The organism is Apibacter sp. B2966, assembly GCF_011082485.1.
In the GTDB taxonomy this organism is placed as follows: domain Bacteria; phylum Bacteroidota; class Bacteroidia; order Flavobacteriales; family Weeksellaceae; genus Apibacter.
Window position 1 is genome coordinate 1,725,392 of sequence record NZ_CP049714.1, and the last position, 14,760, is coordinate 1,740,151.

A 14,760-nucleotide genomic window follows, 5' to 3' on the forward strand; every position below is an offset into this window, starting at 1 on the left:
CACTTTTAAATAATTGTAAAACCATGTATGATTGTGAAATGATCATTATAAAGCTAAATATAGAAGTAAAATATTCTAAATTCTAATTTATACTACTAAAATAGGAACGTTCGTTTTATTGCTTAATCGATTAGCCATTATACCAAACGTAAAATCAGGGATTCCCTTATATTCATGTTTTGCCATTAGTAAGACATCAACTTTAGTATCATTAATTAATTTAGGAAGTGATATAGTAGGATTACCAAACCCTAATTTAGTCTCGACATTCATATATCCTTCTTTTAGTAGAAAATTTTTATAATCATCCAATTTATTTTGATCAAACTTCACTTCGTAATCATTTGCTAATTTACCGTTATAGTTTGCAGAAGCACTTTCAGTAACATGAAACAATACGATTCGAGAACTAATATCAGCGAAAATTGGTAAGTAATTCAGAACCCGCTGATCGCCTTTAGTAAAATCCAATGCTATGCCAATAACTTTGAATGGATGTAATTTATCTATACTCTTTTGAGAAGGTAATTGGTGAATACCAAAATTTATTTTTTGGGACTTTTTTATCCAAGGATATAAAACAATACAAATCAAGAATAATAGTAAGCATAAAGATATAATTCCCAAAATAATTTTTACACTTAAAATTATATCCTCATTGTAATAAACATTAATTTCTTCATCGTAAATTAACTTTATATTTAACAAGATAATGATTGTACATACGATCCAAGATATAATTTTTAAAGGTAATTTAATGGCAAATTTTCCCATTTTTTCTTTATCACTAACAAAATGGATTAGAGGGATTACGGCAAAACCTAATTGCATACTTAAAAGCACTTGACTAAAAATAAGCATTTCATCAACGGAACTTTCCCCCAACAGGCTTATTACAATCACAGCCGGTATAATAGCTATAATACGTGTTAATAACCTTCGTAAAGCAGGATTCATTCTAAAGTGCAAGTACCCTTCCATAACAATTTGACCGGCAAGCGTTCCGGTTACGGTAGAGCTTTGACCGGCAGCAATTAAAGCAATAGCAAAAAGAACAGGAGAAAGAGGACCTAATAAATTGGATAGCATTTTATATGCATCATGCAATCCTTCTATATTATGTAATCCGGCACTGTAAAAAGTTGAAGCAGCAAGCACTAAAATGGCAGCATTTACAAAAAAAGCCATGTTTAATGCGATGAGACTGTCAAAAAAATTATATTTAATGGCTCGTTTTATGGATTCATAATCTCGTTTAATTTTTCTGGTTTGAACCAAAGCGGAATGAAGATACAAATTATGCGGCATAACAGTTGCCCCAATAATTCCAATTGCAATATATAAAGCCTCAGTATTGGGAAGAGTAGGTTTAAATCCTTTAGAAACTTCAATAAGATCAGGCTTAGCTAAAAACATTTCAATAAGAAAACAACCTCCTATAATAGCCACCAAAGCGATGATAAACGCTTCCATTTTTCGTATACCAAACCGTTGTAAAACAAGTAACAGCAATGTGTCCAACGCAGCCAACCAAACACCCCAAATAAGATCAAGGCCGAAAAGAAGCTGTAAACCAATGGCCATTCCTAAAACTTCGGCTAAATCTGTTGCAGCTATCGCTATTTCAGCAAAACCATATAGAATATAATTCATCCATTTCGGATAATACTCCCTGTTAGTTTGAGCCAAATCTAATCCGCGAACAATACCTAAACGAGCACTTAATGCTTGAAGCAATAATGCCATAATATTGCTCATTAATAGAACCCAGATTAAAGCATATCCAAATTTGCTGCCCCCGGCAATGTCAGTTGCCCAGTTTCCGGGATCAAGATATCCAACGGCCACTAGGTAAGCCGGCCCGAAAAAAGAAAGTATCCTTTTCCATCTTTTTGGATTTTCGGTATTAATACTTTCATGAACTTCTTGAAGAGATTTCTTACTCAATTGTTAGGCTTTTCTAATATTTGCAAATTTAAATAAAATTTTTGCATTGTAAAATAATAATATCAATCATTTTCAGGTATCCATAAATAATCTTTAAAATTAATGATCTTATCGTTTTTAATTGGGATTCCTTCATTTTCTAAAAGTTCTTCCATAATTGAAGGGGTGGGAAAATGGAATTTTCCCGTTAACATTCCGTTTCGGTTTACAACTCTGTGAGCCGGAATGTCTGATATTGAATGGGAAGAATTCATAGCATAACCTACCATTCGGGAGGAACTTTTAACTCCCAAATAAGCCGCAATATGTCCGTAAGTGGTTACTTTACCGTAAGGTATTTTTCGTACAATTTCATATACCCTTTCATAAAAATTGGTAGATTCCATGGAATAAATGAAAAAAATAATTTTCAATAATTAACTAGTGTAAGCAAATAAAATGCGATGCAACTAAATTTTTTAAAACATTTTAAGTACTGAAAAGTAAGAAAAAAAGATAATACGTTTTTGTGTTCTTCTATTAGTAATTTTACAAGTAAAGAATAAAATTTATTGATTATTATTAAATTATTTGCTTTAAATTTTATATATAAAATATAATTTATTACATTAGCAGGACAGGAAGTTTAGGCTTCAAACATAACATAAAAAATGAGAATTTGAGATTTTTGCTTTCTAAAAATAATTATTGTTTTTTATTAAATTTGAAAGTAAAAATAAAGAAATGATTCTAATTTAATTAGAATCATTTCTTTTTTAGACTTGTTTTTTAATTATAGTGGTTTAAAATTTAATATAAAATTAATAATCAAAATACCGATACGCTTTCATAATTTACAAGAAAACAAGTATACTTAAGATCCCTTTAAATTATTTTTCAAAAGAGTTAGCGTTTTCTTGTGACTGTCAAAAGCAATTTCATTAAGATCTATATCGGATAATTTTTTCCACACATATCCTTTTAATTCAATCGGATCATAATCTCCGATAGATAAATTCTCATCTTTATAAAGAAAGAATAAATCAATGGTATTGTATAAGATGTTTTTGTACAAATAAGTATTAGGGTGGGAACATATATATTTTAATTTAGATAAATCAATCGATATATTTAATTCCTCTTGTAATTCCCTAAAGCTTCCATGTTCAGCGGTTTCTCCGGCTTCAATAAATCCTCCTGCCAGATCTAAAAAGCCTTTTTTAGGTTCTTTGTTTCTAATAGTAAATAATATTTCGTCATTTTTCTGAATAACCACAGCGGTTGCTCCGGCTGTATTGTGATAGTATTCAAAATTACAATCTAAACATACAATTTTAGATCCATGCGGATATTCTAAATGATCACTTTTACAATTTGGGCAGAATTTGAAAATGGGTTGCATATCACATAAGTTTTAATACCCAAATTTAATTAAGTATTTTAAAAATATAGATATCAAAAATTATTTTATATGAAAATAATAGAAAATACTTTTCAAAATAAATAGTAACATTTAAATAGAAATTATTAATAAAAGAATTATATAATATAATATTTTACAAATCATCAAAATTAATATTATTTCATACATTAGTCTTTGTAAATCTTTCATAGTAATAATTAACCGTAAATAAAAATAATACAATGGCAACAATAACATTAAAAGGAAATGAAGTTCATACATTGGGAAACCTACCATCAATAGGAAGTAAGGCTCCAGATTTTATATTAGTGGATACGGATTTATCAGAAAAAAAATTATCGGATTATACAGGAAAAAGAGTTGTTTTAAACATATTTCCAAGTGTGGATACAGACACATGCGCTATGTCTGTCAGAGAATTTAATGAAAAAGTATCTGAAATGAAAAACACTGTGGTTTTATGTATTTCAAAAGACCTTCCTTTTGCTCAAAAACGTTTTTGTGCCGCAGAAGGTTTAGATAATGTTATCCCGCTTTCTGCCTTTCGTTCAGATTTTGGTAAGGTATATAATTTAGAATTTGCAGATGGCCCGTTAAAAGGATTACTTAGCAGATCAGTACTTGTTATTAATGAGTCAGGAGAAATTATTTATGAAGAACAAGTGGCTGAAACTACTCATGAGCCTAATTATGAAAAAGTAACAGCTATATTAAAATAAAAAAATCTATCAAAAAAAGGAATGCCTTGTATTTTTCAAATATGAGGCATTTGTATTTTTTTCTAATTTTCAAAATGAAAGATTAGTATGATAATTGAGAGTAAAAATTGTTTGAATTCAATGTAAAGTAAAAAATGTTATTAACTCTTGATATAGTAACTAAGATTTATATTTTAAAAGAAATATGGTAAATTCTAAAAAAGTACTAAAGTTTCTATAAAACGTTAGATGTATAATGAGAAATTAACCCGATAATTTCAATAAAATTATAACTTTTTGTTAAAAAAAATAAAACATGAGAAATTTCAACATAAAATAACTCTTTGAGATATAAATAGTTTTTACATTTACAATTTAAAAAAGTATAACAAAAAAAAATTATAATATCATGAGCAGAAAATTTCCAGCAGGAGTAGCAACCGGTTCGCTAGTAAAAGAAATATTCGATTATGCTAAAGAAAATCAGTTTGCTTTACCGGCATGTAACGTTATAGGATCTAGCAATGTAAATGCAGCTCTTGAAACAGCTGTTAGAGTAAATGCTCCCTTAATTATACAATTTTCAAACGGAGGATCTCAATTTAATGCAGGTAAAGGATATAAAAACTCTTCCCTTAGAGCAGATGTTTTAGGGGCTATAGCTGGAGCAAAACATGTCCATACGTTGGCAGAAGCCTATGGGGCAACTGTAATTTTACATACTGATCATTGTGCAAAAAAACTATTACCTTGGGTTGACGGGTTATTAGATGCATGTGAAGAATTCCATAAAAAAGAAGGAAAAACATTATACTCTTCACACATGCTAGATCTTTCAGAAGAGCCCTTAGATGAAAATTTAGCAATCTCTTCCAAATATTTTGAAAGAATGGCAAAATTAGGAATGACTCTAGAAGTTGAAATAGGGATAACAGGCGGAGAAGAAGACGGAGTTGACAATTCAGATATAGAAAGCTCAAAATTATATACACAACCTGAGGATGTTTATAAAACGTATAAAGCATTAAGCGCAATAAGTCCTAATTTTACTATTGCAGCAGCATTTGGTAATGTACATGGAGTGTATAAACCGGGAAATGTTAAATTAGAGCCTAAAATACTTCACAACTCACAAGAATACGTTCAAAAACAAGTGGGCGGACCTTCAAAACCGATTAATTTTGTATTTCATGGAGGATCAGGTTCTTCCTTGTTAGATATAAGAGAAGCTATAAGCTACGGAGTAGTAAAAATGAATATTGATACAGATTTACAATTCGCTTATACCGAAGGGGCAAGAGATTATGTAGAAAAAAATATTGATTATTTAAGAACTCAAGTAGGAAATCCAACCGGAGATGAAGCACCAAATAAGAAATTTTATGATCCAAGAGTTTGGATGAGAAAATGTGAAGAAGGTTTCTCAAAAAGATTGGAAAAAGCTTTTGAAGATTTAAATAATATAAACACATTATAGTAAAAAAATATAAATTTTATTTATAAAAAATGAAAGCACCTTTATTTGAGGTGCTTTTTTTGTATATTTGGAAAAAAGAGAGTATGAAAAATTATCTAATAGTATCAACATTACTAGCGTCCATTTCAATCGTTCTTGCTGCTTATTTTTTAGGTAATTCTTACCAAAAAAGAAATCAATCCAATACAATAACAGTAAAAGGATTAGGCACAAAAGATTTTGAATCTGATTTAATAGTATGGAAAGCCGATTTTTCTAAGAAAAATCTCGATTTAAAACAAGCTTATGCCGAATTAGATGCAGATAGAAAAAAAGTAAGAGAATATCTGATTTCCAAAGGATTTTCCGATAAAGAAATAGTTTTTTCCTCAGTAGAAATAAGTAAACAATATGATAGTAGATACAATGAAGGAATAAATCAAAATATATTTACGGGGTATGAATTAAATCAAACCATAACCATAGAATCTAAAAATGTGAGAAAAGTAGAAGATCTTTCCCGTCAAATTACAGAATTGATTAATAACGGAGTAGAGCTCTATTCCCGATCGCCTTTATATTACTATACTAAATTATCTGATTTAAAAATACAGATGATTTCAGATGCAACCAAAGATGCAAAAAAAAGAGCAGAAGAAATAGCAATTAACGCCGGTTGTAAATTAGGCAAATTAAAAAATGCCAATCAAGGGGTTTTTCAAATAACTGCTCAAAATTCATCTGAAGATGATTACTCTTGGGGAGGAGCATTTAATGTATCATCCAAGAAAAAAACAGCAAGCATTACCATTCGTTTAGAATATGAAATTAAATAATAACTACGATATAAATTAAAATGGTACATAAATTATTTCAACCGTTTACATCAAAAAAACTGTCATTAAAAAACAGAATAGTCATGGCGCCTATGACCCGATCATTTGCTTATGATGGAATCCCCGGTAAACAAATAGCTGATTATTATCAAAGAAGAGCACAGGCCGAAGTGGGCTTAATTATAACAGAAGGAACCGTTGTTCGCAGGGCGGCATCTTCCAATGATCCCAATATACCTGTATTTTATGGAGAACAAGCCTTAGAAGGTTGGAAAAAGGTGGTTGAAGAAGTTCATGCTAAAGGTGGTAAAATAGCTCCGCAACTTTGGCATATGGGAATAATACCTGCCCATAAAAACTGGAAACCATCAGAGCCTTTTGAGGGACCATCCGGACTTTTAAATCCGGAAACAAAAGGCGGAAAAGAAATGAGCGAAAGTGATATTGAAAATACAATTGAGGCTTTTGCAGAAGCAGCTTACCAAACCAAAAAAATAGGTTTTGATGCTCTGGAATTGCATGGAGCGCACGGATATTTGATCGATCAATTCTTTTGGGATAAGCTCAATAAAAGAAATGATATATGGGGAGGAGCTACCCTGGCCGAAAGGAGTCGTTTTGCCATTGAAGTTGTAAAAGCGGTTCGAAATGCGGTAGGAGAAGATTTTCCTATAATATTACGCTTATCACAATGGAAACAACAAGATTATTCCGCTAAATTGGCAAAGACACCGGAAGAAATGGAAGAATGGTTACTACCGTTATCGGATGCCGGAGTTGATATTTTTCATTGCTCACAACGAAGATTTTGGGAGCCCGAATTTGAAAATTCCGATTTAAATTTTGCAGGATGGGCAAAAAAAATAACGGGCAAACCTTCCATAAGTGTAGGATCTGTGGGGCTCACCGGGGATTTCCTAGGGGCATTCAAAGGACAAAGTTTTGAGGCGTCCGATAATTTTCTTAACGAATTAAATAGAAGATTAGATGCGGGCGAATTTGATTTAATAGCAGTAGGAAGAGCGCTACTTGCAGATCCTGAATGGGCATTAAAAATTAAAAATGGAAACTTATCTGAGTTTAAAGGATTTTCTAAAGATCAACTTAAAGAATTATACTAATAAAAACATAAAATAGTAGTAAAATAAAAACAAAAACCAAGTTTTAATTTTTATTTATTTTAATAAAGAAATAAAAGCAAAGGTTTTTTATCTTTGTATATATAAGTTCTTTACTTAATTTCTTTATCAACAAGAATAAGGTGCTGTGTAAAAACGACTTAATAGGGAATCATGTGTGAATCATGAGCTGACGCGCAACTGTAAGTAACCTAAAAAAAATTTTATCAATAAAAACCATTGCCGATTTAAACGGTGAGAAGGTAGATAAAATGTTATAAGCCAGGAGACCTGCCTGTTCTTAATTGACAATGCTTTCGCGAGTAAAAGCAAGATCACAAAAAATATAATTGGACTACAAGAAACTTTAAGATCATTAGAATAATTAGTTTACTTGTATGTCAAAATTGTTTTGAAATTTGATTTTATTTAACAAAGAAAGAGAGCATTGTGAAGTTTAGCAATAAGAGCTTTTTATAATATAATCGTTTAAAAAGTTATAAAAATGCAAACACACAATCTTGGCTATCCGCGTATTGGTAGTGACAGAGAACTTAAAAAAGCCTGTGAAAAATATTGGGCTGGTAAAGCGTCAGTCGAAGAGCTGATGATAACAAGTAAAGATATCCGGCACCGAAACTGGGTAACTCAACAAAAATTAGGGATTGATTGGATCCCATCTAATGATTTTTCTTATTACGATCAGGTACTTGATATGTCACTAATGGTCGGAGCTATCCCTAAAAGATATAATAAGGTAATACTGGATAAATCAAATACAGAATTAGACTTATATTTTGCCATGGCAAGAGGACATCAAAAAGAAGGTATTGATATAAAAGCCATGGAAATGACCAAATGGTTTGATACCAATTATCATTACATTGTCCCTGAATTTGAAAGTAATCAGAAATTTTCCTTGTTTTCAACAAAAATTATTGATGAATATTTAGAAGCTAAAAATGCAGGAATCCATACAAAGCCGGTTATAATAGGCCCTGTATCTTATTTGTTGTTGGGAAAAGAAAAAGAGGAAAACTTCAATAAGCTGGATTTACTAAAAAATATTCTTCCTGTCTATATAGAAATCCTAAATAAATTAAAGGCAGAAGGTGTTGAATGGGTGCAGTTTGATGAGCCTTTCTTAGCTTTGGATTTGGATGAAAAAGCGAAAGACTCCTTCCAATATGCCTATAAAGAAATACATAAACAATTTCCTTATATAAATAAAATACTAACTACCTATTTTGACGGATTGAAAGACAATTTAGCACTTGCTTTTAATCTACCCGTACAAGCATTACATATTGATTTGGCACGTTGTCCGGAACAATTAGATGAAGTTTTAGAAAATATTCCGGAAAAACTTATCCTGTCCTTAGGAATCGTTGATGGAAGAAATATATGGAAAAATGATTTCGAAAAATCTTTGAAACTTATTCAAAAAGCTGTTTCCAAAATTGGTAAAGACCGAATTTTAATAGCTCCTTCTTGTTCACTTCTTCATAGTCCGGTTGACTTGGAATTGGAAACAGATACAAAAGCCCTTTCATCGGAAATTAAAAATTGGTTGGCTTTTGCAAAACAGAAAATCGATGAAGTAGTAACCTTAAAAAAGCTTGCGTCTAAAGAAGATTCCCTGGATTTACAAAAAAAATTACAGGAAAATATAGCGGCTGCAACCAGCAGAAAAATATCAGCTTTAATACATAACGAAAAAGTAAAAGAAAAAATAAGGAACATTGAAAAAGTAGAAGATAAAAGAAATTCCGTATTTTCAGAACGAAAGAAAAAACAATCTGAAGCCTTGCAGTTGCCTTTATTTGCAACAACTACGATCGGCTCATTTCCTCAAACATCCGAAGTCAGAAGTTGGAGATCTAAACTAAAAAAAGGATTGATAACTCCTTTAGAATATGAAGAGCTGATTAAAAAGGAAATTGAAAAAACAATACGATTCCAAGAAAAAATAGGTATAGATGTATTGGTTCACGGGGAGTTTGAACGAAACGACATGGTGGAATATTTTGGAGAACAATTAGAAGGAGTTGCATTTTCCAAAAACGGATGGGTACAAAGTTATGGAAGCCGTTGTGTGAAACCACCCATCATTTATGGCGATATATTCAGGCCTAATCCTATGACTGTGAAATGGTCTTCCTATGCACAATCCTTAACAAATAAAAATGTAAAAGGTATGTTGACCGGACCGGTAACCATATTGCAATGGAGTTTTGTACGAGACGATCAACCGAGAAAAGATACCTGTTTCCAAATTGCATTAGCCATTAGAGAAGAAGTAGTAGACTTGGAAAAAGCGGGAATACGAATTATTCAAATAGATGAACCGGCCATAAGAGAAGGGCTGCCGTTACGAAAAAAAGATTGGCAAACCTATTTAGAGTGGGCTATAAAAGCATTTAGAATTGCATCCTGTGGGGTAAAAGATCAAACACAAATTCATACTCATATGTGTTACTCTGAATTTAATGATATCATACAAAACATAGCAGATATGGATGCAGATGTAATTACCATAGAATGCTCTAAATCAGATATGAAGTTGTTAAACATTTTTTCAGAATTTAAATACCCTAACGATATTGGTCCGGGTGTTTATGATATCCACTCTCCGAGAATACCGTCCAAAAATGAAATGGTTTCCTTATTGAAAAAAGCAATAAAAAGTATACCGGTAGAGCAATTGTGGATTAACCCGGATTGCGGACTAAAGACAAGAGGATGGGAAGAAACAGAAAAAGCATTAATCGAAATGGTAGGAGCAGCAACAGAAATGCGAGAACAATACTAAACGATCTTTTTAGTATCGGTCTGTATAATACGTATAAATGTTTTAAATATGATCGTAGCTTCTTAAAAGTCGTTTAAACCAAAGGTTAGAATTCAATGAAAATTTAAAAAATTCTAGAGTTCGATAAATTAAAACTTAAAAATGATTTATTAAAACAAAATCATAATTGTCTTAGTAGTATTTTAATTTTAAATAGCTAAAATAGGATAAGAAACAAAAGTTGATTATACATTTTATGTGTTAAGAATAAGCTGAAAACATAGTGCTTTCAGCTTATTTTCATTTTATTATAATATTATATGTATATATTTCTTTAAAATAAAATAAGAAACATTTTGATAATTATACATTAATATATTAAATTAATTTATATTTTTGTATATAACACTAAATTACAAATATAGAATATCATGGATTTAAAAAATGCAGTTTTCGGAAGCTTCAATATATATGATAACATATTTATATCGATAAAATTAGTAGTAGCATTTATCGCCGTTTTAATTTACATTAAATTAGTAGGAAGAACCATTTTAAACCAAGTTTCCGGAATTGATCTAATTCAGAATATAGTCTTAGGGGGCTTGGTAGGTGGAATTATATATAATCCGAATATTTCTATTATGGAATTTGCTTTAGTGTTGTTTATTTGGACATTCATTGTATATTTAATAGCCTTTCTCACAAAAAAATATAGTCGTTTAAGAGGGTTAGTAGAAGGTCCTATTATACCTTTAGTATTAAAAGGAAAATTTAATATAGAAGGATTTAAAAAAGCAAAGATTGATATAATGACTTATGCCAGTGTACTAAAAAATAATGGTATATACGATATATCTAAAGTATATTTTGCTCAAATGGAACAAGACGGTTCCATTACCGCATTTACGGATGATTATGATAAATACGCGGTCTTACTGGTTATTGATGGCAAAATTAACCATGTCTATTTAGAAGGAATTGATAAAACAGAAGATTGGCTAAAAAATGAATTACGAAAACAAGGATATGATGATGTGTCCAAAATTTTCATTGCACAGTGGTCTCCGAATAAATTTTTTATTGTACCCAAAAGTCAGGATTATAAATTGAAGGTTAATGATTAAAACTATTACCTGATTTTAATCTCAAAAAACTTCTCATTTTCAATAAAACCTTCCAAAAAATCATTTTCACTAAGCTTTGAAACTCCCGATGGAGTTCCGGTAAAAATAATATCGCCCATTTTTAAAGTGAAATATTGAGAAATATATGAGATGAGGTAATCAAATGAAAAAATCATTTCTGAAGTATTTCCTTTTTGCTGAATATTACCGTTTTTCATTAAAGAAAAATTCAAATTATCTAAATTAAACTTCTCTTTACTTACAAAATTTCCAATTAAAGCAGATCGATCGAAAGCCTTGGATTTTTCCCAGGGAAGCCCTTTTTCTTTTAATCGGTCTTGTAAATCTCTAGCAGTAAAATCAATGCCAAGTCCAATTTCAGAGTAATAATTTCCGGCAAATTCCGGTTGAATGTATTTTCCAACTTTAGAAATTTTTATAAGAACCTCCACTTCATGCTGAAGGTTTTCAGTGAATTCTGGAATATACCAATCATCACCGGGTCTGGCTAAAGCGGTATCCGGTTTAATAAATAAAACCGGATCTTTAGGTATCTCATTGTTTAATTCTTTCGCGTGATTACTATAATTTCTTCCTACACAGATAAATTTCATAAAACACTTTTTAATTTTGCTCTTGTAAAAATTTTTTTCGAATATAAAGGAAAATCAGCATTCATTAACCAGGAATAATATCCTAAATCACTTAAAAACACATTTTTCAATTTTTTACCTTTGTATTTTCCAAAATTGAAAACCTCGTCTTCATCCTTATCTATTCCAACAAATCCTGCCAAATCAGCATTTTTATTTTGCATGGTAAACTCATGAAGGAATTTCACATCGTTTTGAATATCCTCATATTTTTCAAGTTGAGCCTTTAATATTTCATACGTAGCATAAGTATCTGCAGAAGCTGAATGAGCATTTTCTAAATTCTTATCGCAATAAAATTTATAAGCTGCGGAAAGATTCCTGGGTTCCATTTTATGAAAGATTACTTGAACATCAATCGGGCGGTGTTTTTTTATGTCAAATTCAAACCCGTTTCGCAAAAGTTCTTCCGCAAGTAATGGGATATCGAATCGATTGGAATTATATCCTGAAAGATCAGAATCTTTAATCATTTCGAGAACTTGAGGGGCAATTTCTTTAAAAGTAGGAGCATCGACAATATCTTTATCATAAATTCCATGAATTAAAGACGATTCTTTTGGAATTGGAATTTCAGGATTAACTCTCCAAGTTTTACTCTCTTTTGATTGGTCAGGGTTTACTTTAAATATACTAATTTCAACTATCCGGTCTTTGCTGATATTTATTCCGGTAGTTTCAAGATCGAAAAAGCAGATTGATTTATGTAGTTTTAGTTCCATTTGAAATAATTTTTTTTCGAAATATAATTGATAAAATTAAGTAAATTAATATAAGTATTGGTATAGCTGATATTTTAAGGAAAATTAATAATACTATGCAAATTATAAGGAAAGAGTATACAAGAGAATTATCTTTCCAGGTTAAGTTTTTAAATTTAAAAGCCAATAAGGGAATATTGGCAACCAGTAAATAGCTTGATAAGGCAGTAATGAATAATAAAAACCAAGAATTATCCAATAATAAATACGTATGATTTTGATGTAAATAGTATAATGAAAATATCAAGATAGTATTTGCAGGAGTAGGCAACCCTTTAAAATAATAACTTTGTTCCTCATCTAAATTAAATTTAGCAAGACGCAGAGCAGAAAACAAAGTAATCAACAATCCAAAAAATGGAAATAAAACGATGTATTTATTATGTATAAATCCGTTTGAAAACGTACTTATACGAGAATAAAAATCATCTCCTCCCAACATAGTAAACATAAATAAACCGGGCAATACGCCAAACGTAACAATATCTGCCAAACTGTCAAGTTCCTTACCAAAAGGACCGGAAACCTTTGCAAGACGGGCGGCAAAACCATCGAAAAAATCAAAAATCAAAGAACATAAAAGCAGGATTAAAATATATTCAATGGGAGCTTTTATTATAGTTAAAATACACGCAATGCTACCACAAAGTAAATTAGCAAGAGTTAGTGTATTAGGAAAATATTTCATTTTTTCAGGTATTTATGAATAATGTATTGTTAAATACAAAGCAAATTAAGTTATAAAAGTAATAATTATTTTTAAAAATCCGAGGCAGCCCAAGTAATAAATAACGGTTTTCAACGTTTATACGATAGTTTATTTATACAAAAAAATACTATTTGTTGAAAGGGAAAATTCTAAAAAAAATTACTTTAAGCTTCATCATTTGGGCTTTTCATTTTAATATAAATCTTCATGCGCAAGCATTTAGAAAGTATTCAAATGAATTTCTAAATATAGGAGCAGATGCTCGTGCATTTGGGATGGGTAATTCAGTGATAGCTAGTGTATCGGACGTAAATGCAGGATATTGGAATCCGGCAGGGTTGACGGAAGTCAGAGATGCTTGGCAAGGAGCTTTGATGCATGCAGAATATTTTCAATCTATCGCCAAATATGAATATGCAGCTGCAGCAATTCCTTTAAACAGTGGAACGGAAGGAACGATTGGTTTTTCACTCTACCGATTTGCGGTAGATGATATTATGAATACTACTCAATTGATCGATAATCAAGGGAATATAGATTACAATAAAATAAGTCGATTTTCAACGGCTGATTATGCTTTTATGGCCTCCTATGCCGGTAATTTATTCAATGATCCAAATCTTTCAATAGGAGCTAATGCAAAAATAGTATATAGGCATATCGGTAAATTTGCCAATGCATTCGGTTTTGGATTAGACGCGGGATTGCAATATCGAACCCAAGATCAATTTTATTTTGGAATTATGGCCAGAGATATAACAACCACTTTTAATGCATGGTCCGTAAATGAAAAAAAATTAAATAAATTAGAATTAGACGGAGAAACACTTAATGAAGCGCCCAAAGATAAAATAGAGTTAACCATGCCTAAATTAAAATTAGGCGCAGCCAAAAAATTCGATTTAAATGATAAATTCGGGCTGTTGGCTGAGTTAGATTTAAATTTTGAATTTGATAAAAACAATGATTGGCTTTCATCAGAAGCGCTGAGTATGTCCCCATCTTTAGGGATAGAATTAGATTATGATCATGTAGTTTTTTTACGAGCGGGTTTAAATAATATGCAATATGAAACCCGTTTTGACGATTCAAGAAAATTAACAATTCAACCCAATGCAGGTATAGGGTTTCGTTATAAAGGCGTAACGGTAGATTATGCACTTACTAATATCGGAAATTCTTCAGTTGCATTATATTCTAATATATTTTCAGTTAAAATCGATATGGCAGAGTTTATTAAATAATTTTATAAAATATAAAAC

13 protein-coding genes and 1 riboswitch are annotated in these 14,760 nt (G+C 30.8%); of the genes, 7 read left to right on the top strand and 6 right to left on the bottom strand.

Going from position 1 to position 14,760, the window contains the following annotated elements:
• Positions 1-87: 87 nt before the first annotated feature.
• The 3 genes from G8C43_RS07485 to G8C43_RS07495 all read right to left on the bottom strand — a co-directional run bounded on the left by G8C43_RS07485 (position 88) and on the right by G8C43_RS07495 (position 3,328).
• On the bottom strand, positions 88-1,947 hold the full coding sequence (locus G8C43_RS07485) for an Nramp family divalent metal transporter (protein WP_166005191.1): 1,860 nt from the start codon (positions 1,945-1,947) through the stop codon (positions 88-90).
• A gap of 62 nt (positions 1,948-2,009) precedes the next feature.
• A complete protein-coding gene (locus G8C43_RS07490) occupies positions 2,010-2,333 on the bottom strand; it encodes an MGMT family protein (RefSeq protein ID WP_166005194.1) in 324 nt (107 codons plus the stop codon).
• A 467-nt stretch (positions 2,334-2,800) separates the two neighbouring features.
• Complete coding sequence (locus G8C43_RS07495; RefSeq protein ID WP_166005196.1) at positions 2,801-3,328, bottom strand: NUDIX hydrolase; 528 nt, start codon at positions 3,326-3,328, stop codon at positions 2,801-2,803.
• A 242-nt stretch (positions 3,329-3,570) separates the two neighbouring features.
• Here G8C43_RS07495 and tpx point away from each other — a divergent pair, with 242 nt between their 5' ends.
• From tpx to G8C43_RS07525, 6 genes are all read left to right on the top strand, one after another.
• Positions 3,571-4,068 (top strand): thiol peroxidase, encoded by a 498-nt coding sequence (gene tpx, locus G8C43_RS07500; RefSeq protein WP_166005198.1) that lies wholly within the window; start codon positions 3,571-3,573, stop codon positions 4,066-4,068.
• 388 nt (positions 4,069-4,456) lie between these two features.
• Positions 4,457-5,524 (top strand): class II fructose-bisphosphate aldolase, encoded by a 1,068-nt coding sequence (fbaA, locus tag G8C43_RS07505; RefSeq protein WP_105296353.1) that lies wholly within the window; start codon positions 4,457-4,459, stop codon positions 5,522-5,524.
• An 83-nt stretch (positions 5,525-5,607) separates the two neighbouring features.
• On the top strand, positions 5,608-6,339 hold the full coding sequence (locus G8C43_RS07510) for an SIMPL domain-containing protein (RefSeq protein ID WP_160557603.1): 732 nt from the start codon (positions 5,608-5,610) through the stop codon (positions 6,337-6,339).
• A 20-nt stretch (positions 6,340-6,359) separates the two neighbouring features.
• A complete protein-coding gene (locus tag G8C43_RS07515; protein ID WP_166005200.1) occupies positions 6,360-7,460 on the top strand; it encodes an NADH:flavin oxidoreductase in 1,101 nt (366 codons plus the stop codon).
• Between the two features lie 121 nt (positions 7,461-7,581).
• Positions 7,582-7,771, top strand: a riboswitch (cobalamin riboswitch).
• Positions 7,772-7,962: 191 nt separating this feature from the next.
• A complete protein-coding gene (metE, locus tag G8C43_RS07520) occupies positions 7,963-10,269 on the top strand; it encodes a 5-methyltetrahydropteroyltriglutamate--homocysteine S-methyltransferase (protein ID WP_166005202.1) in 2,307 nt (768 codons plus the stop codon).
• Between the two features lie 410 nt (positions 10,270-10,679).
• Positions 10,680-11,375 (top strand): DUF421 domain-containing protein, encoded by a 696-nt coding sequence (locus G8C43_RS07525; protein ID WP_160542518.1) that lies wholly within the window; start codon positions 10,680-10,682, stop codon positions 11,373-11,375.
• A 5-nt stretch (positions 11,376-11,380) separates the two neighbouring features.
• On the opposite strand, the gene G8C43_RS07530 is transcribed toward G8C43_RS07525, so the two are convergent.
• From G8C43_RS07530 to G8C43_RS07540, 3 genes are read right to left on the bottom strand one after another with little or no spacing between them, the layout of a single operon-like run.
• Positions 11,381-11,989 (bottom strand): fumarylacetoacetate hydrolase family protein, encoded by a 609-nt coding sequence (locus G8C43_RS07530; protein WP_166005204.1) that lies wholly within the window; start codon positions 11,987-11,989, stop codon positions 11,381-11,383.
• Positions 11,986-12,750 (bottom strand): 3'-5' exonuclease, encoded by a 765-nt coding sequence (locus G8C43_RS07535; RefSeq protein ID WP_160542516.1) that lies wholly within the window; start codon positions 12,748-12,750, stop codon positions 11,986-11,988. Before G8C43_RS07535 ends, G8C43_RS07530 begins: the two co-directional genes overlap by 4 nt.
• Positions 12,731-13,477 carry a CDP-alcohol phosphatidyltransferase family protein gene (locus G8C43_RS07540; protein WP_166005206.1) on the bottom strand — a complete coding sequence of 249 codons (747 nt, stop codon included), beginning with the start codon at positions 13,475-13,477 and terminating at the stop codon, positions 12,731-12,733. Before G8C43_RS07540 ends, G8C43_RS07535 begins: the two co-directional genes overlap by 20 nt.
• A gap of 155 nt (positions 13,478-13,632) precedes the next feature.
• Here G8C43_RS07540 and G8C43_RS07545 point away from each other — a divergent pair, with 155 nt between their 5' ends.
• Complete coding sequence (locus tag G8C43_RS07545; protein WP_255490342.1) at positions 13,633-14,742, top strand: PorV/PorQ family protein; 1,110 nt, start codon at positions 13,633-13,635, stop codon at positions 14,740-14,742.
• Positions 14,743-14,760 lie beyond the last annotated feature (18 nt).

Bases quoted from the DNA above. Each gene is read 5' to 3' on its own strand.
- G8C43_RS07490 (WP_166005194.1), bottom strand. From the start codon at position 2,333: ATGGAATCTACCAATTTTTATGAAAGGGTATATGAAATTGTACGAAAA.
- G8C43_RS07495 (WP_166005196.1), bottom strand. From the start codon at position 3,328: ATGCAACCCATTTTCAAATTCTGCCCAAATTGTAAAAGTGATCATTTA.
- tpx (WP_166005198.1), top strand. From the start codon at position 3,571: ATGGCAACAATAACATTAAAAGGAAATGAAGTTCATACATTGGGAAAC.
- fbaA (WP_105296353.1), top strand. From the start codon at position 4,457: ATGAGCAGAAAATTTCCAGCAGGAGTAGCAACCGGTTCGCTAGTAAAA.
- G8C43_RS07510 (WP_160557603.1), top strand. From the start codon at position 5,608: ATGAAAAATTATCTAATAGTATCAACATTACTAGCGTCCATTTCAATC.
- G8C43_RS07515 (WP_166005200.1), top strand. From the start codon at position 6,360: ATGGTACATAAATTATTTCAACCGTTTACATCAAAAAAACTGTCATTA.
- metE (WP_166005202.1), top strand. From the start codon at position 7,963: ATGCAAACACACAATCTTGGCTATCCGCGTATTGGTAGTGACAGAGAA.
- G8C43_RS07525 (WP_160542518.1), top strand. From the start codon at position 10,680: ATGGATTTAAAAAATGCAGTTTTCGGAAGCTTCAATATATATGATAAC.
- G8C43_RS07530 (WP_166005204.1), bottom strand. From the start codon at position 11,989: ATGAAATTTATCTGTGTAGGAAGAAATTATAGTAATCACGCGAAAGAA.
- G8C43_RS07535 (WP_160542516.1), bottom strand. From the start codon at position 12,750: ATGGAACTAAAACTACATAAATCAATCTGCTTTTTCGATCTTGAAACT.
- G8C43_RS07540 (WP_166005206.1), bottom strand. From the start codon at position 13,477: ATGAAATATTTTCCTAATACACTAACTCTTGCTAATTTACTTTGTGGT.